General features: G+C 39.9%; 17 protein-coding genes. 9 read left to right on the forward strand and 8 right to left on the reverse strand.

Going from position 1 to position 24,684, the window contains the following annotated elements; all coding sequences use genetic code 11:
- Positions 1-165: 165 nt before the first annotated feature.
- From CAL6303_RS16440 to CAL6303_RS16450, 3 genes are all read right to left on the reverse strand, one after another.
- Complete coding sequence (locus CAL6303_RS16440; RefSeq protein WP_015198936.1) at positions 166-5,652, reverse strand: ATP-binding sensor histidine kinase; 5,487 nt, start codon at positions 5,650-5,652, stop codon at positions 166-168.
- Positions 5,653-6,109: 457 nt separating this feature from the next.
- Positions 6,110-6,781, reverse strand: a complete 672-nt coding sequence (gene rimM / locus CAL6303_RS16445) for a ribosome maturation factor RimM (protein WP_015198937.1) — start codon at positions 6,779-6,781, stop codon at positions 6,110-6,112.
- Between the two features lie 116 nt (positions 6,782-6,897).
- Positions 6,898-8,181 (reverse strand): valine--pyruvate transaminase, encoded by a 1,284-nt coding sequence (locus CAL6303_RS16450; protein WP_015198938.1) that lies wholly within the window; start codon positions 8,179-8,181, stop codon positions 6,898-6,900.
- 57 nt (positions 8,182-8,238) lie between these two features.
- Here CAL6303_RS16450 and CAL6303_RS31200 point away from each other — a divergent pair, with 57 nt between their 5' ends.
- On the forward strand, positions 8,239-8,382 hold the full coding sequence (locus tag CAL6303_RS31200; protein WP_255348465.1) for an MFS transporter: 144 nt from the start codon (positions 8,239-8,241) through the stop codon (positions 8,380-8,382).
- 21 nt (positions 8,383-8,403) lie between these two features.
- On the opposite strand, the gene CAL6303_RS16455 is transcribed toward CAL6303_RS31200, so the two are convergent.
- The gene (locus CAL6303_RS16455) at positions 8,404-9,183 is read right to left on the reverse strand and encodes a phosphate ABC transporter ATP-binding protein (RefSeq protein WP_015198939.1); all 780 of its coding nucleotides are present in this window, start codon (positions 9,181-9,183) and stop codon (positions 8,404-8,406) included.
- 494 nt (positions 9,184-9,677) lie between these two features.
- Between CAL6303_RS16455 and CAL6303_RS16460 the strand changes: the two genes are divergently transcribed.
- The 4 genes from CAL6303_RS16460 (at position 9,678) to pstB (ending at position 13,582) form a co-directional block, all read left to right on the forward strand.
- A complete protein-coding gene (locus CAL6303_RS16460) occupies positions 9,678-10,670 on the forward strand; it encodes a PstS family phosphate ABC transporter substrate-binding protein (RefSeq protein ID WP_041739698.1) in 993 nt (330 codons plus the stop codon).
- 87 nt (positions 10,671-10,757) lie between these two features.
- Complete coding sequence (gene pstC / locus CAL6303_RS16465; RefSeq protein WP_015198941.1) at positions 10,758-11,792, forward strand: phosphate ABC transporter permease subunit PstC; 1,035 nt, start codon at positions 10,758-10,760, stop codon at positions 11,790-11,792.
- A 117-nt stretch (positions 11,793-11,909) separates the two neighbouring features.
- Positions 11,910-12,794: a phosphate ABC transporter permease PstA gene (pstA, locus tag CAL6303_RS16470; RefSeq protein ID WP_041740695.1), complete on the forward strand. Its 885-nt coding sequence runs from the start codon at positions 11,910-11,912 to the stop codon at positions 12,792-12,794.
- Positions 12,788-13,582 (forward strand): phosphate ABC transporter ATP-binding protein PstB, encoded by a 795-nt coding sequence (gene pstB, locus CAL6303_RS16475; RefSeq protein ID WP_015198943.1) that lies wholly within the window; start codon positions 12,788-12,790, stop codon positions 13,580-13,582. Before pstA ends, pstB begins: the two co-directional genes overlap by 7 nt.
- A 113-nt stretch (positions 13,583-13,695) precedes the next feature.
- Here pstB and CAL6303_RS16480 read toward each other — a convergent pair whose 3' ends face one another.
- The 3 genes from CAL6303_RS16480 to pgeF form a co-directional block, all read right to left on the reverse strand.
- Positions 13,696-16,038: a ComEC/Rec2 family competence protein gene (locus CAL6303_RS16480; protein WP_015198944.1), complete on the reverse strand. Its 2,343-nt coding sequence runs from the start codon at positions 16,036-16,038 to the stop codon at positions 13,696-13,698.
- Positions 16,039-16,116: 78 nt separating this feature from the next.
- Positions 16,117-16,596, reverse strand: coding sequence for a DUF4079 domain-containing protein (locus CAL6303_RS16485; RefSeq protein WP_041739701.1), 480 nt, complete (start codon positions 16,594-16,596; stop codon positions 16,117-16,119).
- A 293-nt stretch (positions 16,597-16,889) separates the two neighbouring features.
- On the reverse strand, positions 16,890-17,675 hold the full coding sequence (pgeF, locus tag CAL6303_RS16490) for a peptidoglycan editing factor PgeF (RefSeq protein ID WP_015198946.1): 786 nt from the start codon (positions 17,673-17,675) through the stop codon (positions 16,890-16,892).
- 454 nt (positions 17,676-18,129) lie between these two features.
- Between pgeF and CAL6303_RS16495 the strand changes: the two genes are divergently transcribed.
- Positions 18,130-19,038 carry a biotin--[acetyl-CoA-carboxylase] ligase gene (locus CAL6303_RS16495; protein WP_015198947.1) on the forward strand — a complete coding sequence of 303 codons (909 nt, stop codon included), beginning with the start codon at positions 18,130-18,132 and terminating at the stop codon, positions 19,036-19,038.
- Between the two features lie 32 nt (positions 19,039-19,070).
- Entirely contained in the window at positions 19,071-20,687 is a 1,617-nt protein-coding gene (locus CAL6303_RS16500; RefSeq protein WP_015198948.1) for a M23 family metallopeptidase, read from the forward strand.
- A gap of 305 nt (positions 20,688-20,992) precedes the next feature.
- Here the strand turns inward: CAL6303_RS16500 and CAL6303_RS16505 are convergent, their stop codons facing one another.
- Positions 20,993-21,580, reverse strand: a complete 588-nt coding sequence (locus CAL6303_RS16505) for an FKBP-type peptidyl-prolyl cis-trans isomerase (RefSeq protein WP_015198949.1) — start codon at positions 21,578-21,580, stop codon at positions 20,993-20,995.
- Between the two features lie 782 nt (positions 21,581-22,362).
- On the opposite strand from CAL6303_RS16505, the gene CAL6303_RS16510 reads away from it, so the two are divergent.
- Complete coding sequence (locus tag CAL6303_RS16510) at positions 22,363-22,944, forward strand: pentapeptide repeat-containing protein (RefSeq protein WP_015198950.1); 582 nt, start codon at positions 22,363-22,365, stop codon at positions 22,942-22,944.
- 79 nt (positions 22,945-23,023) lie between these two features.
- Positions 23,024-24,646 (forward strand): murein biosynthesis integral membrane protein MurJ, encoded by a 1,623-nt coding sequence (gene murJ, locus CAL6303_RS16515; RefSeq protein WP_015198951.1) that lies wholly within the window; start codon positions 23,024-23,026, stop codon positions 24,644-24,646.
- Positions 24,647-24,684: the final 38 nt, after the last annotated feature.

Genomic DNA, 24,684 nt, shown 5'->3' on the forward strand with positions numbered 1-24,684 from the left:
CACCATAGAATGGGACGGTTCCCAATACGGTTCTGATAAGAAAATTCGTAAACCCAAAATAATTGTAGAGACGCGATATATCGCGTCTCTACATTCCCGAAATCACCACGAAAAATTATTAACCCTAGCTTGCTTCTCCGCAAGAGTACCGTATTGGGATGCTTCCTACTCAAGAGGAATGGATATTATAAATGCTGCTCCTTCTCCTGGTACGGAATCAACATCTAGAATTCCGCCATGCTTTTCAACTATAATTTGATGCGCGATCGCAAGTCCTAAACCTGTTCCTTTGCCAACAGCTTTGGTAGTAAATAAATGGTCGAATATTTTTGCTTTTACTTCTGCTGTCATTCCCGATCCGTTGTCTTGAATTATAATCGTAACCAGTTTTTTCACTTCATCCAAACTGGTGCTAATCGTAATGCAATTAGGATTTAGTTCAATTTCCTGAAAAGTACTTCCAGTATTCGATTCCTCTAGTGCATCAATAGCATTTGCCAGCAGATTCATAAATACCTGATTTAACTGTCCGGGGAAGCACTTAACTTCAGGCAAATTACCATAATTTTTAACGACTTGAATTCTGGGACGAGATTCTGATGCTTTTAAACGGTGCTGGAGAATCATTAAGGTACTATCAATACCTTCATGGAGATTAAAGGGAATTTTTTTCTGAGTATCTGCTCTCGAAAAAGTACGCAAACTGATACTAATATCATAAATACGGTCAATCGCTTGTTGCATAGAAGAGATGACTTTAGGTAAGTCTTCTTTTACATAATCTAAATCTCTAGATTCTATTTCCTTGGCAATTTCTGCAACTGGGTGAGGATAATATTTTTGATAAAGGTCAATAAAGGTTAATAAGTCTTGTACATACTCTTGTGCAGGTTGCAAATTACCAGAGAGGTAGTTAATTGGGTTGTTGATTTCATGTCCTATTCCTGATACCAAATTACCCAAAGTAGACATTTTCTCGCTTTGTACGAGTTGCAATTGTGCTTGTTTTAGTTCTGCAATCGAATCTTCTAGCTGTTGAGCATTATCTTGAGATTGTTGATATAAACGAGCATTTTCTAAGGAAATCGCAGCTTGGGAACAAAGCAAGTTAATCACTTGCAATCTATCATTAGTAAATGCTCCACTAGTAAGATTATTTTCTAGATACAAAATAGCAACCAACCTACCTTGCTTGAGAATTGGATTACATAACAGACTCTTAGGTTGATTTTGAATAATATAAGGATCAGTCAGGTTTTGATTTTGAGACTTTGAATCTTCAATTTTTAGTTTAGAATCATTGAAAATGACATGTTCTCGCTTGCGTGATACATAATTAATCAAATTAAGAGGAACATCTTGACTTTCTTCAACTGGTATGGATTGTAAAACGTTGATGACTGTATTAGTTGATAATGCGATCGCTTCAATTACCAATTTATCAGAGTCGGGCAAAATAAGTACAGCTTTAGAAGCAGTAGCATTTTCAATCAAAACTTGCATGAGATTAACTAGCAATTTATCTAGTTCAATTTCTCCACTAATTGCATGAGAAGCTTTGATTAAACTCACAAAATCTAATGTTTCGATAATTTTTGTACTACTTCCAGTAATAGTTTTTCCGTAACTACTATTAATGGAAATAGTTTCTTTAGAATTTAAACTGCTAATTTCACTTTGTTTTATTGCACTCAATAAATTAGGATAGTGTTTTTCGAGATATTCAACTTTTGCTAATGCACCCCAACGTGCATAACAATAATAAGCGTTAATTAAATAGGTTTGAGCAATCGTTTGTTTATCCCATCCTAAATAGAATTTAGCTGCAAGTTCATTTGCAAGGGCTTCTTCTTGAATATATTGATTTTCCTTGGCAAGAGAAATGGCTTTATCATAATAGTCCATCGCTATTATTTTTTCATCCAATACTCGATGCATTTCTGCTTCAACAAGATAGTATTTATGTAAAAAATTCATTGGTGCATGGTTTGCCCAATGTTTCATTTTCTCTTGATTTGCATTTACTTTTTCTAAAAATTGATTCTGTTGTAATGATTTATTATCAAAATATTCAGCTAACCTGGTAAGTGAATCATAAAAATAAAATGCAGGTATAATCAACGAGCCTGTTAAACTAGCAATATATTTTTCGGCTTTTGCTGAATATTCTAAAGCTGACTGAAAATTACTAAATGAATAATTAAGAATAAATTTATTGAGATAAACCATGCATATAGCAGTAGCATCATTCATTTTATAATGAATTGGTAACATGGATTCTTCATTATATGCTTCCCCAATTAAAGAAGCTTTATTCTCAGTTTTATTGAGAAGATTTAGAACTGTCTGTCGCCAAATTTGTATATACCCAAGACTGGTTTTTTGTTTCAAAGATTTAAGTGTATCCGAATACGTAGCCATTTCATGCTCAAGTTCTGTCAGTTCCCTACCAGTAAAATATGAAATGTAAGAATAATTATTTAATCCATAAGCTGCAAACTCTAAATCACCAATGTCTAATGCAATTTTATACACTTCCTGTAATGGCTTTAAAAACTTATTTGCATGATTTTTCCAGTGTCCAACAAAGCTGTTATAAGGAAGTAAAACTTTAGCTTGTAGTGAAGTAGCGTTGGTTTTAGATAATACATTTAAAGATAAGTTTCCAAATTCATAACCAGAATCTATATCACCAACTACAGCACACAAAAGAAATGCATAAGTACAATAACCATTAGCTGATATGCCCGTGTTACCATGTTCAATTGATAAGTCAACCATTTTCAGGCTGACTAAAGGTACAAAGTCGGGATGTCCAAGATATGCAGCAGTAAACATACTTGATAAAATACGCATTGCTGCTAGAATCTCTAAATCGATCATTTCTGGCAGGTTGATTAAATCTGCTATTTCCTGACCATTTAATTTTTCTGCTGTTGTCTGAAATGCTTGTTGAATGTCTCCTGGTGATGGAGATGCTGGAAATTCAACATTGAGGAGTTTGAGAATATCTAACGCTGTTTTTAAAGCTTCTGTAAGTCTATTTTGGACGATATCAGCTTGAATTTTGATTTCGTATACTTTGATTTTTTCTGACAGACTTTGAGCAGAATTAATAACTTTTTCTGCTAATTTCTCCATTTTTTCAAAGTCACCACTGAGATAAGCTGCTTCACATGCTTCTTCATGTAGTGCTAAACAGAAGGCATATTGATTTTGCCAGCTATCTGGGGTAATGATTTCTAATCCTAAATTCAAATATTTAATCGCTGCTATATAAGCGGTAGAACTTTTGGCTTTTCGTCCAGCAATTAAATTTAATTCTGCAAGTTTATGTAGTTCTTCTTGGTTTCTAATTAGTTCTACACCATAGTTCAACTGATTAACTATATTGAATATTTTGTCTTCTATTTCTGCTTCGGGAGTATTGTTGAGTAACAATTGACCGATATTAAAGTGGGTTGATTTTTTCTCGTCTTCGGGAATTAAAGAATATGCAGCTTGTTGTACGCGGTCGTGCAGAAATTTATAAGTTGCTATTTGGTTATGATTACTCACTATTTTATCGATGTTCTCTTGCTCTGTTACTAACAATAAATCATCGGAGTCTACTTTAAAAAACTTATAAACTTCGTTAGTGGGAATAATCAATCCTTCTTGCAATGCGTTCCATAAATCAGTTGCGGTTTCTTCTTGTGATTTATTATTAACGATTGCAAGCACTCCCAAGTCAAATTGATTACCAATACAAGCAGCTAATTTCAGAGTTTGTTGAGTTACTTGTGGTAGCTTTTGAAGCTGAACTGCAATAAAATCGACGACATTATCGGAAAGCGACAATTCTTGGATTTGAGATAAATGGCACTGCCAACATTCGGCATCAAAGTTATAGTAAATTAACTCTTCTTGGTATAATGATTTGAGAAATTGATTGCTAAAGAAGGGATTTCCTTGGGTTTTTCGATAAATTAGTTTTGTTAGCGGTTGGACGATTTCTGGGGTACATTTCAGGGTATCAGCAACTAAATACGCAAGATTATTTTCGGATAAAGGTTTAAGTGTAATTGTATTAACTTCGACATTTTCTTGAGAAATTGCATCCAATGTCAACATTAATGGATGTGCTGGTGAGACTTCATTATCTCGATAAGCTCCAATTAACAATAAATGTTGAGTTTCTTTTTCACAAGCTAATGTTTGCATCAAATTTAATGATGCTGAATCTGCCCATTGTAAATCGTCGATAAAAATAACTAAAGGATGTTTTTTATTTGTAAAAACTTGAATAAATTTTTGAAATAGTAAATTAAAGCGATTTGTTGCCGCATTACCTGTAAGTTCTGCAACTGCTGGTTGTATCCCAATGATTTTTTCCAGTTCGGGTATTACCTCAGTAATAACTCTACCCTGTTCCCCCAATGCTACCAAAATCTTTGTTTTCCATTGCTGAAGTTGGGTTTCTCTTTCACAGAGTAGTTGTTCGATTAAATCACGAAAAGCTTCTAAAAATGCCGAAAAAGGAATATTACGTTGTAATTGGTCGTATTTACCTTTGATAAAGTAGCCCCGTTGCCGCACTATGGGTTTATGGACTTCGTTGACTACTGCTGTTTTTCCGATACCGGAGAAACCAGCTACTAACATCACTTCTACCCCTTTATTTTTCTTGTTACTGGGGTTAGCAATGCGTTCAAAAGCTGATAAAAGTGATTTTACTTCAACTTCACGACCATAGAGTTTTTCGGGGATGGCAAAGCGATCGCAAATGTCTTTTTGTCCTAAATCAAAGTTAACAATTTCTCCAGTTTCCTGATAATTTTGCCAAGCTTTTTCGAGGTCGAATTTCAATCCTAAAGCACTTTGATAGCGTTCTTCAGCATTTTTCGCCATTAATTTAGCAATGATATTCGCAAGAACTTCCGGAATTGCTGGATTAATACTGTTAACCAAAGGAGGTTTCTTTACCAAATGGCAGTATACCAACTCCATCGGATCATTGCTGGTAAATGGTAACTGTCCGGCAAGTAATTCAAATAAAGTTACACCTAAACTGTAAAAATCGCTACGCCAATCAACTAAACGGTTCATCCGTCCAGTTTGTTCGGGTGAAATATAAGCTAAGGTTCCTTCTAATACATTCAGAGATTTGGGTGGTTGTGTTTCCCTTGGGAGCAAAGAAGCGATACTAAAGTCAATCAGCTTTATTTGTTTTGTTGTTGGGTTAATGAGAATATTCGCAGGTTTAATATCTTTGTGGATGATGCGTAGACGTAGCCCGCCGCAGGCATCGCTATATAATCCTTCTAGAGTTGTAACTATTTGTAATGCGATGGAAAAAAAATCTTTTAGGGAATTAATTTTTTCTCCTTGAGTAAACTCTTGTAAGGAAATTCCTCCAAAATCTTCCATCACCAACGCATAGCTATTTTGGTAAGGTTCCAAGCTATAGGTTTTGATGACACCAGGAAAATTAAGGTTTTTGGCAATGGTGTATTGGTTACGGAATAAAAGTAGTTCTTGAAAAGTTGGATATTCACTTCGCAACAATTTGATCACTACTGGCTTGTCACTTTTTTCTTGAATTCCTCGATATACAAGTGTTTTTGAGCCAGAGTAAATTTGTTCTAGGAATTGATAACCAGTTAGCTTCATTTCGCCTACTCCCAGTGATTAGTATTACACCTAGAAGTATTATTCCCAATCCCATCAGAAATATTTAATGAAATATGGAACAATTGAGACAATAAATGAGGAATATGGATAAAATAAAGGGCAAATCTAATATGCAACCTCAACTCAATCTATCTTACTCCCCAAATCTGCCCAAGCTGTTGGCAATGGGACTGTTGTCCACGTAGAGTAGGGAATCACACGGGAACATTGTGGTCGTCACGGTATAGATAAGCTATATTCCAATACGGTACTACTAGTCTGTCAAGATAAAAATGACGCTTGTAGAGATGTAGCAATGCCACGTCTCTACGGAATTGTGGATTTGTACACAACCGTCAAAATAAAATTTTAGAGACTACTACTGCGAAGTACCGTATTGAGCTATCTATAATTTGTGCTGAAAACTAGCTAGAAGTACTGAGGTAGAAGGTAAATTTTAGTCGTTGATTTCTAATAATCCTTCTGGTGGTGTAATCTCTACACGTTTTGCGACGAGATCTACTACTGGAACTATTTCTTTGACAAAGGGAATTAAAATGTTTTTTCTGGGTTGATTATTTACTGTCTCTTCTTGACTGCTATCTGGCTGTGGTTGAATTTCTAGTAGGTAATTTCCTGCTGGAATTAACCGAATTATTTTACCAATATAGTCACCGGATGTTTGCATGAAGACTTGTAAACCAATGAGGTCTGCGATATGATGCTCGTTTTCTCCTAGTGGGGGACGATCGTCTTCTGGTACTAGTAGTTTACAGCCGCGTAATTCTTCTACTTGGTTGCAGTCGTTGATGCCTTTGATGGTAATTACGTAGAGGTTTTTGCCTTCAATGTAGCGTCCAGATGTGAGTTCTATGGCTTCCGGCTGTTTTGAGTTGGCTTTTAATAACCATCTCTTTCCAGGTTCTTCAAATCTTTCGGGAAAGTCAGTATCAGGATATACTCGCATTTCTCCCCGCAGTCCTTGGGGTGCCACGATTGTGCCAATGGCTAACCAACCATCTAAAAAGGAATCAGCAATAGGGGAAAAGGGTTTTTGACTTTTCTTAATTTTTTTTGCTTCTCTAGCTTTTTGTTTTTTCCTGACGAAGTTTCCCGTTGTTTGATCCATTTATTTTGTTGCTTTTTTAATTAGGGCTTGCTGAGTTTTTTGGCAATTACGTTTTATTCCCAGGTCAAAAAACCCGGGTTATAAATAATGCTAGTTTTCTATAGACTACATCAATCTCAAACACCTACAACCGTATGTTGGTAAACATCTTCTGCGACTTTGGCTAATCGTTGCATGGCTGTGGTAATTTCTTCGTCGCTACCTGTGAGGCTAATGCGGATACATTCGTGTTTATGTTGCCAGTCTTCGCGCAAACCGGGGAAGAAGCTACTTCCGGGGACAACGATGACACCGACTTTTTTCAGAAGTTGGTAGAATTCCCAGTCTGTCATGGGTAAGTCTTTGAGCCATAACCAGGCAAAGATTGCACCTTCACCGCGATGGAGAAACCAGGGTAAATCTTTGGGCATGGTGGCATCTAATGTGCTTTCTAATACTGTAAATTTATTTTGGTAAAAGGAGCGAATTACAGTTTCGGAGATGTTTGCTAGTTTACCAGAGGTGATGGCGCGAGATGCGATCGCTTGTCCGTACCGAGAGGGATGAATGCACATGTTGGTTTGGAAACACTCAAGTGCTTGAATCACTTGTACGTCTCCGATGGCAATGCCGATTCTTTCTCCTGGTAAGCCAGCTTTGGATAAACTCATGCTGTGGATGATGTTGCCACCAAATATCGGTGTCATCTCGGTAAAGTTTAAGGCGGGGAAGGGTGGGGCATAGGCGGAGTCTACGAATACGGGGATGTCATGGGGGGCGGCTAATGCAGCGATTTTGTTGACTTCTTCTGCTGTTAAGACGTTGCCTGTAGGATTACAGGGACGGGAAAAAATTACACAACCTGTGGTTTCATCGATGGATAATTGACTGAAGTCGGGACGGTATTTGAAGCGGTGTGCTGCTGAGTCTACATCTAGGGTTGGTTTGTAAGCGACTAAGGATTCTGGAGATAAGGCGACTCCGCCATAGCCTGTATAATCGGGACTCAGTGGTAAAACAACTTTTTTCAGTTCTCCACTCTCGGTATTACCTCCAAAAGCGTTTGCCGCGTAGAAATATAAGGTTTGGCTACCAGGGGTAATTAAAACATTCTGTGCTGTCAAACTCAATCCATAGCGTTGATTAAAGTCGTTTACAACAGCTTCGATAAATGGTGCATAACCTTGAGATGAACCATAACGACAAACAACTTCACCATATTCGGAACTTGCCAGTAATTCGGCGGTACAATCACGCCATAATTGTTCAACTTCTGGCAGAATTAATGGATTTCCGGCACTTAAATTAATAAATTCTTGCCCAGCACCTGCGCGCAATGTTTCGATGATGTCCTTCATAATAGCGCGAACGCCTGTTAGGTTGGACATTTGAGTGCCGATTTTAGTTAGAGTTGGATTCATAAGTTAGTTTAATTAGTTTAAATATATTTGAGATGATGATTCTAGCAAATTAATTTACTGGCTTTACCAGCAGGTGCGATCGCAGATGTCGTGGATCGGCGTAAAATGCTGTTATTTACTCAAAGTTGGATGCTGTTAGTTACGACTTTATTGGGTGCATCAACTATCTCACCGGGATTGTTTCATAGCAATCACCTCTGAGGTATTTTCACTGAACCCAATTTATTTATGACGACCACAAACATAATCAGAAGTTCGTGAATTAATGGGCTTTGTGAATATTTGTACAGTTGTGCCAAATTCTAACATTTGTGATGTACCTTTTTCGTCGCTACTAAAAAAAGCAGTAAAATCGGAGATTCGGGAAGCAAATTGAGTATCTTGGGTAGCTATGACAATTGTCATTTGCCCGCGTAAACTCTGAATAATTTCTTCTATTTTTACACTTGCTGCTGCTCCTAAGGAACCACAGGGTTCATCCATTAATAATACCTTGGGCTTGACTGCTAAGGCACGGGCGATACATAACTGTTGTTGCAGCAGAATTGGTAAATCTAAGGCTGATTTATAGAGTCGGTGCCTGACATCATCCCATAATCCGGCGCGCTTGATGGCAAATTCAACGATGTGATCTAGTTCTGATTTCGGATACCACCCTGTCAATTTAATACCATAGGCTACATTTTCGTAAGTACTAACTGGGAAAATGTTGGGTGTCTGGAATATGCTACTAACTTGACGACGTAGACGGCTTAAATTAATTCTACGACCATAGATATTTTGACCAAAAAACTCAATAGTTCCTTCTATTTTGATATTTGCTTCTAATTCAATTAGGCGATTAAGTGATTTTAAAAATGCTGACTTTCCAGAATGTGGTGAGCCAATAATTGCTGTGATTTGATTTTCATAAATACTTAGGTAAACATCAGACAATAAATGTTTTGAATTGTAATATAAATTGAATTTTTCGACGTTAATTGCTGAGACGGTTTTCTGCATAAAATTTATTTAAATTTAAATCTGTATTATTTGTTTTGATGATATTTGACCTTTGGCAACAAGTCTTTAAAGACGTTCGTCTAATTCGATGATTGAATTATTATTTAGTTATCTGAAAAATGCAATTTAAGGGTTATTAATTATTTGGACAATGATTGTTTTTATGACTATTAGGTAATCCAGCAAACAACTTTAACTAATTTTCAGAAAAGAATACAAAATTGCATCTTTATCGAAAAAAGTTCTCTCAATATTATTAGCTTGTAAACAAACCGAGAGATATTGATATAGTTTACTCAAAATTTTTGCTAAAAAACTTCTCAATTGTGTTCCTAATTACTATTAACTTAAGCTTAATCAAATTATAACTTGTTTTTCCCTAAAAGTTAAAGTCGATTGTCTGTAAAAATAATCACTTCTTAATGTTATGCAAAGATTCTAAAGATTGTGTGTTCAACAAAAATATACACGTCTTTAAGTGGGGAGTAAGTTTTGTGAGTAGATTTAACTTGAAAGTATTGGGTGCGGTAGCATCTATAGCAGCAACAGTCGGTGTTTCAATTCCGATGGCAATGTCGCAAAATCAAGGCATTAGAATCGATGGTTCCAGTACTGTTTTTCCAGTTAGTCAAGTTGCCGCTGAAGGATTTCAAAGAGGAACAGGTGGTAAAGTCCGTGTGACTGTAGGTGTTTCAGGTACTGGTGGTGGGTTCCAAAAGTTTTGCCGTGGTGAGATCGATATCTCTAATGCTTCTCGTCCAATTTTGCAGAAGGAAATTAGTGCTTGTAAAGCTGCTGGAATCAAATATATAGAGGTTCCTATCGCTTTTGATGGAATTACTGTTGTTGTGAATCCCCAAAATAATTGGGCTAAAAATTTATCAACTGCTGAACTTAGAAAAATTTGGGAACCTGGAGCACAGGGTAAGATTAATAACTGGAGTCAGGTTAGAAGTGGATTTCCTAACCAACCATTAAAGTTATTTGGACCTGGTACAAAATCGGGTACATTTGACTACTTTACTGAAGCTATAAATGGTAAATCAAAGCAAAGCCGTCCCGATTATAGTGCTTCTGAAGATGACAATGCACTAGTTAGCGGTGTTTCCCGCGATAAAAATGCTTTGGGTTACTTTGGATATGATTACTACGCTGCTAACAAAAACAAACTTAAAGCTGTGGCAGTAAATGGTGTCTTACCTTCGGAAGCTACCATCAAGAGTGGTCAATACAACCCTCTTTCACGTCCTTTGTTCATCTACGTCAATGCTAAATCTGCTAGTAAACCAGAGGTTAAGCAGTTTGTGGCATTCTACCTGAATAATGGTGCCAATATTGCCAAAGCAGCCAAAACAGTTCCTTTACCTGGTAATGTATACAGTTCTGCTTTAAGTAGATTCAACTCTGGAAAAACTGGTTCTGTATTTGGTGGTAAGGAAAAAGTCGGGGTGACTGTCGGTCAATTGATGGGTACACCAAGAGATTAGTGATCTGTTTGTTGAATTTCGATGTGTCAGATCCCCAACTTCTTGGAGAGGTTGGGGATCTGATGCATTACAGAGAATTGAGTTGAAATGAAAGGGAAGACTGTGGCTAAAGCATTAAAGCGATCGCATAATTACCAAGATCAATTATCTCCCAAATTGTGGCGAAATATCCTCGAAAAAGGGATTGAGATTGTGTTATTTCTCGCTGCATTTTCATCTGTGGCAACCACTGCGGGGATTATTGGGACTTTGCTGTTTGAATCGGTCAAATTCTTCCAAAATGTCGCCCTAATGAAAATAGCTGTGATTCAAGGCATATCTGTAGAGGAATTAGCTGCGAATACCACTGTCTCGGTTGGTGCCTTTTTTGATGCCGTATTTAGCTTTATTTTGGGTACTTCTTGGGCACCTGGTTTTGAACCTCCCCAAATTGGGGTGTTACCATTGGTTTCTGGGACAATCGTGACTACGGTAGTGGCTTTGTTTGTCGCTGTACCTTTGGGAACTATTGCTGCTATATATCTCAGTGAATTTGCTCGTCCTAGGGTGAGGGAAGTAGTCAAACCAGCTTTGGAACTACTGGCTGGTGTACCAACGGTGGTGTATGGTTACTTTGCACTGTTATTTGTGACACCAATATTACAAGCAATTCTACCAACTTTGGGTGCTTCTAGTATGTTGAGTGCAGGTTTAGTGATGGGAGTTATGATTATTCCCTACATTAGCTCACTCAGTGAAGATGCCATGCGCTCTGTACCTAATTATCTGCGAGAAGGTTCCTATGCGATGGGTTCTACCCGATTTCAAACAGCTACAAAGGTAGTGCTACCCTCAGCAATATCGGGAATTAGTGCAGCATATATTTTAGGAATTTCCCGCGCAATTGGGGAGACAATGATAGTAGCGATCGCATCTGGTGGACAACCTAACCTCACTCTCAATCCCATGGATCCCGGACAGACAATGACTGCATACATTGTGGAGGTGAGTAAGGGTGATGTGGCTTATGGAACTTTGGATTATGAAAGTATCTTTGCAGTGGGATTAACTTTGTTTTTGATGACTTTAATTTTTAATATTATCGGTCATTGGTTAACTAAGCGCTATCGAGAAGTTTATTAAAAAACAAGTAATGAGTAATTAGTAATGAGTCTCTAAGCGCTTTTCCCCTACTCACCACTCACTTACAAGTTAGGGGAATTAGCCTCCCAACTTGTTAAAACTAACTAAAAATTAATGATGAATAGTCCAAATATTCAAAAAATTCGCCAAGTTATTGCCCGTAACAAACGTTCTGACAATATTTTTAGCATTATTGGCTTATTGTCGATGGGATTGGCAATCTTAGTATTATTGGCTTTAATTTTCGATTTATTCATAGATGGTTTCCCCCGTTTAACTGGACAATTTTTCACCTCTTTTGCCAGTAGTGATGCCAAACAAGCAGGGATCTTAGCAGCTTGGGTAGGAACCCTATTAGTAATGTTAGTCACTGCATTTGCCTCAATTCCCCTAGGTGTCGCAGCAGGGATTTACTTGGAAGAATATGCCCAGAAAAACTGGTTTACAAATTTAATCGAAATTAATGTGGCAAATTTAGCTGCCGTACCTTCGATTATTTACGGAATGCTGGGTTTGGGTGTCTTTGTCTATGGGTTTAAATTAGGACAAAGTATCATTGCTGCCGGATTGACTTTGACATTGCTAATTTTACCTATAGTAATTGTTGCTACCCGTGAAGCCTTGAGGGCAGTTCCTAGTAGTATTCGGGAAGCAGCTTATGCTTGCGGTGCTTCTAAATGGCAAACGATTTGGGATCACATCCTCAAATACTCATTTGGGACAATTCTCACAGGAATTATAGTTGCTTTATCACGGGCAATTGGCGAAACAGCCCCCCTAATTGTGGTGGGTGCAGTTGCCTTTATCGCCTTTTTACCCGACTCTTTGTCATCGCAGTACACAGTCATGCCAATTCAGATGTATCGCTGGACAGACGTACCTGATACCGAATTCCAAATAAATGCTGCTGCCGCAGGTTTGGTACTAGTATTTATGACTTTAGCAATGAACGCGATCGCTATTTATCTTCGTTACCGTCTCAGGAAGCATATCACATGGTAGAAACTAGTTTAGCAAAATCACAATTACCCATCAAAGCAGCGGTAAATTACCTCAACTTTTATTATGGTGGCACTAAACATGCCCTAAAAGATGTCACCATGCCAGTATGCGATCGCAAAGTCACAGCGTTGATTGGTCCATCGGGATGCGGTAAAACTACTCTGTTGCGCTGCTTTAATCGGATGCATGATTTATACCCCGGTAATAAATACCGTGGTGAGATCGCCTTGGAACCTGATGGTATCAACCTTTTAAGTCCGAAAGTAGACCCCATCGAAGTGCGGATGCGGATTAGTATGGTGTTCCAAAGACCTAATCCTTTCCCCAAATCTATTTACGAGAACGTCGCCTACGGGCTGCGAGTACGGGGTGAAAAACGCAAAATGGTAATTGACGAGAAAATCGAGACTGCCCTGCGGGGAGCAGCCCTATGGAACGAAGTCAAAGACCGTTTGCAAGAACCTGGTACCGCCCTTTCTGGAGGTCAACAACAACGGTTATGTATTGCCAGGGCTTTAGCTACGGAGCCAGAAATTGTATTATTTGATGAACCAACTTCTGCCCTTGACCCGATTGCTACCGACAGCATCGAACAATTAATCAACCAATTGAAAGAGCAAGTGACAATTCTCATCGTCACCCACAGTATGCAGCAAGCAGCACGGGTTTCTGATTTTACAGCTTTTATGTATTTGGGTGAATTGGTGGAATTCGATAAAACCGAAGCAATTTTTAATAACCCAACCCAAAAGCAAACCGCAGACTACATCAGCGGACGTTTCGGTTAAGAGTTTTGCAGTTTGTTTGAGAACAAATTTCAACCCTGTAGAGACGAGACATGTCACGTCTCTCTTTTCTATTTAATGTAAAGGCAAATAATGAAGAATGTGCAATGTTCAATCTAAAGTACCGATGATTTGTTTTCATTTGCCTGAATAAAAGCCTCAAATTGACCCTTAGGAGTCCATTGAATAGCCCCATCGCGTCCGGTAAAAAACAGTTTTGTTTTCACCTGACTCAATTCTGACAAAGCTTGAGCATCTAAATCTGCATTAGTTGTGATTGAAACTTCTGGTTGCAACAGAGGAACTAATTCCTTTAAAGTTTGAGGCTGACACCATAAAACCTGAGGTTTGGGAAGGGTTCCAGCCTTAACTAACTGCTGGATTTCACCAGCTTTCAAATTACCAATAAACAACCAAGTTTTACCTTGTACTTGCATTTGGAGAATTGGTAGCTGATCATTGACAAGTTGCATTACCACAGAACCTGCATTTATAGTTTGACCAACTGCTAAGGGTTGATAAATACCTTGGCGTTTTTGAACTTCTTTTTGGATAGCGATGCTAGTTAGAGCATTTTCTGGTTTGGAAGAATAATCATACATTGCTTTGATGGGTAAGCGAGGCAATAATTCTAACCAACCATTATCTCCATCACCTTGAAAATCAGACGCAACAGCCAAATCAATTTGATTGACACCTTGTTGTTGCAAAAATGGTAATATTGTAAATCTGCCAATACCTTCATCACCGCTATTAACTACAGTAACTTTATTTTGATCTTGGATGACAATGACAGGTTCTCCGCTAGCTGCCAACATAGTCACCCGGAATAAAGTATTTGCCGAATGTAAAATTGGAATCAAAATTAAAGTAATGGCGATCGCACCAGCCAACAACCACCGTCTACGCCACCAATCTACTAACCATACTAAGACAAATAATGTATAGATAACTACCATTTGAATGGTAGATATAGTTCCCACCGCTAGGGAATTTCCGGGTGATTTGGCGAACAAGTGCACCAATTGCAGTAACCATTGTACGGGGTAGTGGAGAATTCCGGCGATGGCGCTGCCAGCATCGGGTACTATCAAAGCAGCGATCGCACTCAGAAATCCACCAATACTAATAACCGAAATCAGGGGTGTGGTGACAATATTCAACAACAAACTATAGGTTGGAACCACACCAAAACTGTAAATTTGTAAAGGTAAAGTCCAAATAGTCGCGGCTAATGGGACTGCAATCAAAGATGCGATCGCAGGTGGCATCCAACCCAAGCGTCTCGTAATTGCCGGGACTGTGACAATTAGTCCTAAAGTTGCTAAAAAGCTCAATTGGAATCCTAAATCCCAAATCCACAAAGGGTTAAATAACAGTAATAGTGTCGCTGCTAATATTAGAGAGCCTAACTGTACAACTTTGCGACGCAACACCAAAGCAATTAGGGCGGCAAACCCCATAATTACAGCCCTCAGCACCGCAGGTTGGAACCCCGTCAAACCCAAAAATCCCAACAAAGCAATGGAACCAACGATTAATTGGGTACTGCGTTTTGCTCTCCTTGTTAGACTCAGGATCACACCCAAAATCAACGAAGTTTGGAAACCAGAAGCCGCCAAAGCATGAGCCAAACCCGCTTGTACGAACATATCCCGCACATCGTAAGGCATATCTACCGCCTTACTACCCAAAACCATCGCACTTACCAAAGGACCTTCAGGAATGTCTAGAGAGCGAACATGCGATCGCATAATCTGTTCCCGTAGCTTCCACCATCCCCACTTTTTATCTTCCTGTAAAATGTTTACCTGTCGTCCACTCAAACCAGCAAATGCACCTTCTTTTTTCAAAAATTCTTGAAAATCAAAGGAACCAGGATTCGCAGCCGCTTTTGGCTTGTACAACACACCTGTGACACTAATTTGTTGTCCAGGACGCAAACCTGTTGCTTGTAGTAAAGGTACAGTTACATAAACTTTTCCAGTAGCAGCTTTACTGCCAGCATCATTTCCCTCTTCTTTCTTCACATCATCCAACAGCTGACTTGCTTCTAACCAAAACTGCCCCCGTTGGCTACGAGTCACACGGGCTGTACTTTCTACAGTTCCCCGCACCACAAAAAGCTGCTCTTGATTACTATTATTTCCCGGTGGTACAAAATTACTGATGTCATTAGCTTGAGGATGAGGAATCCGCCATTGTACATAAAAGCTAGCTAATAATCCCACTAAACCAGCAATCAAAAAAAATCTGGGATGAGGAATAGTTTGGGAAGTAGTTTTTGTTTTTTCTTCTGCACCTGGTTTTGATTTACGTCTCATCAGGCGAAGTCTTTGAAAAACCACCGCACATCCAATTCCTAAAACCAATGTCCACCAACCACCCCACGGTAGTGCAGCCAACATTAATCCCAAAATATAACCAAGGCAGATTATTACACCGGGAATCTGAATCATCGGTATCCAAAAATAAAACTTCTAAAATTCATGACAGAAGCAAAGTCTACTTCTAGCAGCTTTGCTTCTAGGTTTGAACTATAAAGATAAACCTAACTTGAGTCCCAAAGCTGCATGTACTAACATTACAACCAAAGCAGTACTACCTATATAAGCATGAAGCGATCGCAATCCGGCTTTATTGCCACCAAATTTAGTAAACGCGATCGCGCTATTAATTGCTAGCAATAATAACAAACCTGAACCTGTCCAAAAGTGAGAACTTTCCAAAATTGGTTTCCGCTGCATTACCAATGAAAGGACACCACCTATGTAACCCAAAGCCATAAATAAAAACATTAGCGGTGCTAACTTCCGATGTTCACCACGATTTTTCACAGCCACATCTTTATCAACCGCTAACCTTCCCTGCCAACCCGTATACCCAACAAAACTTCCCATCCCCACGATCACAATCCCCATCATCGCCGGATGTCCCCAATGTACAATTATATCCGGTGTCCCAAAACCACGGAACCATGCCGCAATCGGTTCTAAAATTTCAGCTAAATTCACGATTCCCCTCTCTACAAATCATTAATCAAAATTAGGCTTCTATATCTTAGTTAATAAATGTAAAGTTTGTATAGGAAAAAGGACACCATGATCAGTATCTTCTCAAGAAACGCGAACTGACACTCATTCATTCTGGCATCCAAGAAACAGCGGAAGCTTCGCACTTCCATCGTAGTTGTGAAAAATTTTTGCGATTAAAAGCAAACCCGATTAATCTGAGTGAACAAAGAATCCCCGTGCATTGATGCCGGGGAGTGTCAACTTTCGCATTTATTCGTAAAGTTTTTCCTGCCTTCCTATTGACTTACAATTCCAGACCATTGAACTTTTTTTGCCTTTTCCCGACGATAAGAGAAAAAGTATTCAGGAGTTTGGAAAGTACAGTAAGATGCGATCGCTATCTGCTCAGAACCTATACCCAGATTAGCCAACTGTATTGCATTCACCCGTCGCACATCCAAACGGACTTTATCAGGAATTGGATCTGGAAGTATGGGAGAGTTATCTAACTCCATCAGAGTTTTGACAATTTTTTCTGGTTCAGTTTCCGTCAAAATTGTTGCCCCCACCTCCGCCGCAGTTTCCCTCGAAACCTGATATACTTCACCTGCGATCGCAGGACCCATCGCCACCCGTAAATCTGTTATTTTACTACCAGCATCCAACAACCGTTGGATAGCCACCGGGACAATTTTTTTCGCGGTTCCCTTCCAACCTGCATGAATCGCCACCACCTGACCGGTTTTCGCATCAGCAATCAAAACAGGTGTACAATCTGCACTAGCTACCCATACCCCTTGCTGGGGTTGATCGCTTTTCACCCCATCCCCCATTACCAAATCATCTTCCACATCATCCCCACCTACCTCTAACTTCGCGGTAATCTCCTGGGGTGTTAAAACCACATTCCCATGAACCTGCTTGAGGCGATAAGTTGATGCTTGCGGAGCTAAAATCGGCGTTAACTCAACTGGAGGACGTAACCAAAACCCAGAGGTAAAAAAACCATGGGGAAAATCTTCTAGTAAACTACAAGTTAAATACGGCAGTTCATTCCAAGTACGCCATTGCCAAGTGTGCATTTTAATCAAACCCCGAAACAAAATTCAACTAAACTAATATATTGCAGTCAGGCAAGATAAAGAAGGCATAAGGTTGGTGTCAAAAGACTTGATGTCTAACTTTGAGGTTAACAGAAGAGCCAGAATACAAACCTCAATTGCCGACATCCCGATACAAGCATAAATTTCGGGGTTTTACGGCAATATTCTTTCTTACCCTGCTCCCTTGTTCTACGGTGTACACAATTCGGTAAATCCCTCACTCCGTCTAGGATTGAAAATCCCAGTCTCACAGCACAAGTCCATTAAAATGAACTCAGTGCGAAAAACATTTAGTCATCTTGTAGATGACTTTAGCTATTAGACAACGGTTTCAACCGTTGGCGGACATGGGATTATAGAAAATCTAGCGAATTCAATACTTGTGTATACACCCTAAGTTCCCTTGTCCCCCTCCCCCATTCCCTTCCTTCCCGTGAACCAAACTCAAATCGAAACTCTGTTAAATTCAGCACGTTCAAATCCTTACTTACCTTTCTCTCTCCATCTCTACGACAACCTAGCCTCAACCAACCAGACACTTTGGGAATTAGGTGCCGTCCCTGGAAAAGTAGTTATTGCTACCGAACAAACGGCAGGACGGGGGCAATGGGGAAAAAATTGGGTATCTAATACTGGGGGATTATATCTTTCGGTGGCAGTCGCACCAAATTTGACAGCAACAGACAGTTATCAACTTACCTTTGCCACTGCTTGGGGTATTGCTCAACAATTGCGAAATTGTGATATTCCCGTAGAAATCAAATGGCCCAACGATCTGATTTTAGATCAACTTAAACTAGGTGGTATATTAACCGAAACCAAAATCAACCAGGGAAAAATTACCCAAGCCGTAATTGGTGTAGGAATCAATTGGCGTAACTCTGTTCCCGATACAGGTATTAGTTTAGAATTATGGCGATCGCATTTCTGCGAGAAATCGCACAAGTGCGAGAAATCGCATTTATCCCAAAAATCCACTCAAAGCAGCACTAACCAGATTTTAGAAATCGAAACCCTAATTTGTAAAGTTCTACTGGGAATCGAATCCGGTGTACGGTGCCTTTTTGAAGAAGGAATAGATATACTCTTGCCTAGCTATTTAAATTATTTAACCAATATGGGAGATAAAGTAAACGTAGATAATACTGTAGGAACTGTAGTGGGTGTAACTTCTACAGGTTGTCTCCATGTTCGCATGGAAACTTCCAAATCAAAATCAGTAAGAACACCAGAAATTTACTTGAAGCCAGGTACAATCAGTTTGGGCTATGGTAATTCTACTGAAAAACCTATGGGATACTCCCAGCCAAACTCGGCAAACCAAACCAACAGCATGAATTGACTAGGCTAATTAAACACAACACCAGAGAAGAAATGACGCAGCGAAAAGACCCTGCTCGTAACAACTTGCACAAAATATGGCAGCACTCCCTGCCAGCACGAAGCCTCTGTTTGCTTGGTAGCTTTAGCATCCTCAGCAGCGGCTTGGTACTTGCCCAAAGCGAGTCCGCAGTAGACAATATTGTTCCTACCTCGGAAAATACGCAGCCTTCGGGCAACAGCGTCAAAAAGGTGACAATAGAGCGAAACCCTCAAGTATCCGCTCCTGAGACAATGCGAACGACTTCCGTCGAGCAAACTTCCCCTGTGGAATTTTCCTCCCGTCGTCAACGACTTAAGCAACGTTTAAATCGTTCCCAAGTTGCAGAATCGGTAGAAACTCCCAAAAAACGAAATGCATCTCCACAAGGAGTAACCCGTCCCCAAGTTGAAATTTCTACCCCTAAAACAGGCGTAGAACGTCTACGGGCAAAAGTTGAAGCATCGCGTGACAAAAAAAACCAAACTTCAAATGCACCCGTAATCATTCCGGAGAAGCTGCCGGAAGTATCACGTACAAAGCAACCTGCAACGACAAATAATAATTCCAATTCAGGTAAAGATTACAACAACAGCTATATTGATCCAACTGACTACAGCACTGCTCAAAATCGAGATCAAGAAGCTCCAAATTCGGTAATAATCACCGAACGTTCCAGCGGTTGCCAAGCAGTTATTAGTCAAGGAAAAGGTACTGGAAACTGCCTGCAAGCACCAATCACCCGCGCTAACGCACCAAGCTGGATTAAAAAAGGACAAAATATCACAGCTACAGCCGCAAAAACAGTTTCCGCGCGCACTGTTGCTCCTAACTCCAATGTTAGCGATAGTCCAAACTGGCGTAAACCTCGCATTATTAGTAGTAAGGCTATTGTTCGTAATATCCAACCTAGTCAGCTTCCTAATACTCAAGCTGTAAATAAAAATAACTACAATCCAAATCGGTTTATTCCAACCCCTGGTAACTTTGTTCAATTACCTGTCCCCACCACTACTGGTACACCTCTAACAGCAAGTGCGGGAGTATTGCCACTACCAATCAACGCCGATAACACGGCACCTCGTCCTGGTATAGTAGCCTACAATATTCCCTTGGCGACCACACTACCCCAAGTTACCTACAACGCTTCAGCAACTTACAACCCATCGGGAATGATATTCCCCTTATCCATACCTGCACCAATTACTTCAATTTTTGGTTGGCGGACACACCCAATTACAGGTGATCAACGTTTCCACTCCGGTACGGATGTGGGTGCAGCGGAAGGAACCCCAGTTTTGGCGGCAATTACGGGTCAAGTGGAAGTAGCTGATTACGTTGGTGGTTACGGCTTGACGGTGATTCTCAATCACAATTCAGCCCAACAAACCCTCTATGGTCACATGTCACAGGTATATGTACAACCAGGTCAAATTGTCCAGCAAGGAACTGTAATTGGCTTGGTAGGTAGCACTGGTGTTTCTACTGGTCCTCACCTCCACTTTGAAGTACGTCAATTAACACAAAATGGTTGGGTAGCTGTTGATGCTGGCGCATCACTACAATCGGCTGTGAGTCAGTTGGTACAGGCTTTACAAACTAATCAAGTTTCTCAAAAACCAAGTAATTAGAGCGGCTTGGAAATTAGTTGTAGTAGTATAAATCCCCGACCTTTTGAAAAGGTCGGGGATTTAATTTTATATTTTTAATTTATTTGTTGGAATACTCTAACGTGATCAAGAACAGGCTAAATAATTAGCATTTACCTAACCTTCAACACCATTAACTCGGTTATTTGATCCGGAAATTACACGCACATAAGACCAATTTCCTTGAGATCTAATTGGTAAAACAAGATCACCATATAGAAGCGTCGCTCAGAAGCCCACACTCACCTGACTCGTGAGTGTGGCGAGCATGTCACGAAAAGCCGATATTACTTCACACCGAGTAATTCTACATCAAAAAGTAGTGTGGCATTGGGAGGAATCGCACCACCAGCACCTTGTTCACCATAACCAAGTTTAGCTGGGATAATTAAATTACGACGACCACCAACTTTCATGGTGCTTAAGCCTTCGTCCCAACCTTTAATTACTTCTCCCTTACCAATTGTAAAGTCAAATGGCTGACCGCGATCGCGTGAGCTATCAAACTTGGTTCCATTCTCCAAGGTGCCAACATAATGTACTGTCACAGTCTGACCTGTTTTTGGTGTTGCACCTGTACCGACTTTAACATCTGTATACTTCAGTCCTGAAGCTGTGGTTACGACTTTTTTGCTTCCCTCTGCTGAAGTTGGGGTAGCAGTTGCTGTAACTATTGGGGTAGCTGTCACCGTCGCGGTAGCTGTGACGGTAGGAGCAGCTGTTACAGTTGCTGTGGGACTAGCTGTCACTGTTGCGGATGTTGTTGACGCTGTAGTCGTGGTAGTTGTTTCACTCACTTTAGTGTCTGATGCACAGGCTACCATCAAGCAGCATATACTCACCAATCCCGAACGAGATAACATTGCTTTTAACATTCTCAAGTCAATTTCCTAGTTGCTTGTGGACAAGCCGTAAATTATACATTCACTTTGTCAAAATTGGTAACTTTTCCTTGTTAGATATTTTCAGCTTCGTCTTCCCCAAATGAGACACAGGGACTTTCAACTTCTTCTTTTGGTGTGAATGAGTTGCAGAAAATGATATCTGCACAAGTTGCTCCTGTTTCATCTGGGTTAACACACACTAGGGATTGATTTACTAAAGCAGAAAAAAGACACTCATGGCAAATGGTATCAGGTTTTGGTAATATTTTGATTGGTTGTAATGGGTGAGTATTTTCGATTTTAATTTGATCCTATAAGTAGATCGGCATTGAAAATTGTAACCGGGACAAGGCAGTAGGGGTAAAAGTCTAAAGTTATTTACATCCGATTATATAAGACTCACGCAATCGTAACGAAGTAGACTTTGAGTAGGCGAAGCCAGCCTGAAAGGCTTATGCTACCCTGCGGGAAGCATGTCGCTTTGCGACTCAGCGTCTACCTTACGAAGACGCAAGCTACGCAATGACGTAAATTCCTAATAATTGTGTAATTCCTGATATAGTTCTGTTTATTTCTGCCGATTCACTTAAGTTGGATATTAGACATCTCCGAAAAACAGGTAGAGACGTAGCAATGCTACGTCTCTACAAGGGTTCTGGTTAACGCATAATTAATTTCTGGAGATGTCTATTTTCTGTTGGTTGATAGAACTTGATAAACTAATTATCGACACTCTCAAATCAATATTACTTTGATTATCTGGATTAATTTTTATGAGTAGCGTTAAAAACAGCCAAACAGGGGTTTTGAATCATCCTCAATTACATCGTCTTGATGGTGCTATCAAGAAGCATTGTCGGCGAATTTTCAGTTGGGTTGTAATTATTGCCCTCGCTTGCTTCTGGGTAATATTGGATGCAACCCCAGCTATGGCTATAGGTCAACTCAACGCCATGAATTACAATAATGCCAATTTAGAAAACCGTGATTTTTCCCATGCTGATTTAGTTGGCATTAATTTTGTAGCTGCTGAAATGCGGGGGATAAATTTTGAAGGTGCTAATTTAACCAATGCCATGTTAACTAAGGGTGTGATGCTGAAGGCTAACTTGGAAGGTGCAAACCTGACTGCGGCTTTGGTTGATCGTGTTGCCCTTGATGGTGCTAACTTAAAAAACGCTAATTTTACTGATGCCACATTAACAAGAAGTCGTTTATTTGACGCAGATATTACTGGTGCTGATTTTAGTAATGCCCTGATTGATACCTACCAGATGAAGCTATTATGCGATCGCGCTTCCGGTACAAACCCTGTAACTGGTGTCGATACCCGCGATAGTTTGGAATGTCGTTAATATTTCCCTGACATAACCACCAATTTCATGATAAGTATTCATGAGGCTCCCATTGCCAGTCCGTTGTCGGTAATCACCTGTGACAGAAGAACAAAAAAAAGTAAATCGCTCCCTGGCTGGAATTGCAGGGATTGTTGCCGCTGCTACCATCATTAGTAAAGTTGTTGGGCTAGTACGACAAGTTGCTATTGGGGCTGCATTCGGTACAGATGCTATTGCTGAGGCTTATAACTTTGCCTATATTATCCCCGGATTTCTACTGATATTATTGGGTGGGGTGAATGGCCCTTTTTACAGTGCCATTGTCAGTGTTTTAGCTAAACGGAAAAAGGAAGAAGCAGCACCCTTAGTAGAAACCATGACGACGTTGGTGGGTTGTGTGCTGCTGGTGGTGACAATTCTATTGGTAGTTTTTGCCGGAAATATTCTGGATTTGACAACACCAGGTTTAAATCAACGTCCGGATGGTGAGTTGATTAGAACCATTGCTGTTCAACAATTGCGGATTATGGCACCCATTGCTGTTCTGGCAGGGTTAATTGGTATCGGTTTTGGCACACTAAATGTAGCTAATCAATATTGGCTACCTTCCATTAGTCCTTTACTATCAAGTATTACAGTTGTGATTGCTGTGGGATTTCTCTGGTTGCAATTGGGTAGCAACATCTATGCAACTGAAAATGTCATATACAGCGGTTCAATTCTAGCTGTGGGAACAACTGCGGGGGCTGTGCTGCAATGGGGAGTACAATTGGTAGCACAAGCCAAAATTGGCATGGGTTCCTTTCGCTTGCGGTTTGACTTTAATCAACCAGCAGTGAAAGAAGTGATGAAAATCATGCTACCAGCAACTTTTTCATCGGGAATGCTTTATATTAACTGGCAAATAAATTCTATTTTTGCTTCCTATATTGCTGGTGCTGCTTCCGGGTTAAACTACGCAAACCTTTTGGTACAGACTCCTTTGGGGGTAATTTCCAACATTGTTTTAGTCCCTTTACTACCAATATTTTCCCGTCTTACAGATCCTCAAGATTGGGGTGAACTCAAACAACGGATTCGGCAAGGGTTAATTCTCTCAGCTTTTACAATGTTACCCCTAGGGGCAATAATGATTGCTCTATCACAGCCCATTGTGAGTATAGTGTACAAGCGGGGAGCATTTGACCAAAACGCCTCAAACTTGGTTGCCTCGCTGCTGGTGGCATACGGGGTGGGAATGTTTGTGTATTTAGCACGGGATGTTTTAATTAGGGTATTCTATGCTTTGGGTGATGGTGATACCCCATTCCGTATTAGCTTATTTAATATCTTGTTAAATGTGGTTCTAGATTTGATTTTTATCAAATCCTTTGGCGCACCTGGTTTAGTTTTGGCAACCGTGGGAGTAAACTTGAGTTCCACCCTCATGCTGCTGTATTTACTCAACCGCAAATTACACGGTTTACCCTGGATAGAATGGAGTTTACCAATTTTGGGGTTAACTGCTGCCAGTTTTGCCGGGGGAATCTCCAGTTTTGCTGCGTTGCAAGTAGTGCAACGGTTTATAGTAGTTAAAGAAAATATGCTCACCCTGTTGTTTGAACTAGCAGTAGCAGGCTTTATTGGGCTTTTGGTATTTGGCGCGATCGCATCTGTAATGAAACTACCAGAAATCGATACCTTTGTAGTGCGGATGCGGCAAAAAATCCTCAAAAAGTAGTTTTTCTGGAATGTTGAGAGACGAGACATGTCGCGTCT

The organism is Calothrix sp. PCC 6303, from assembly GCF_000317435.1.
In the GTDB taxonomy this organism is placed as follows: domain Bacteria; phylum Cyanobacteriota; class Cyanobacteriia; order Cyanobacteriales; family Nostocaceae; genus PCC-6303.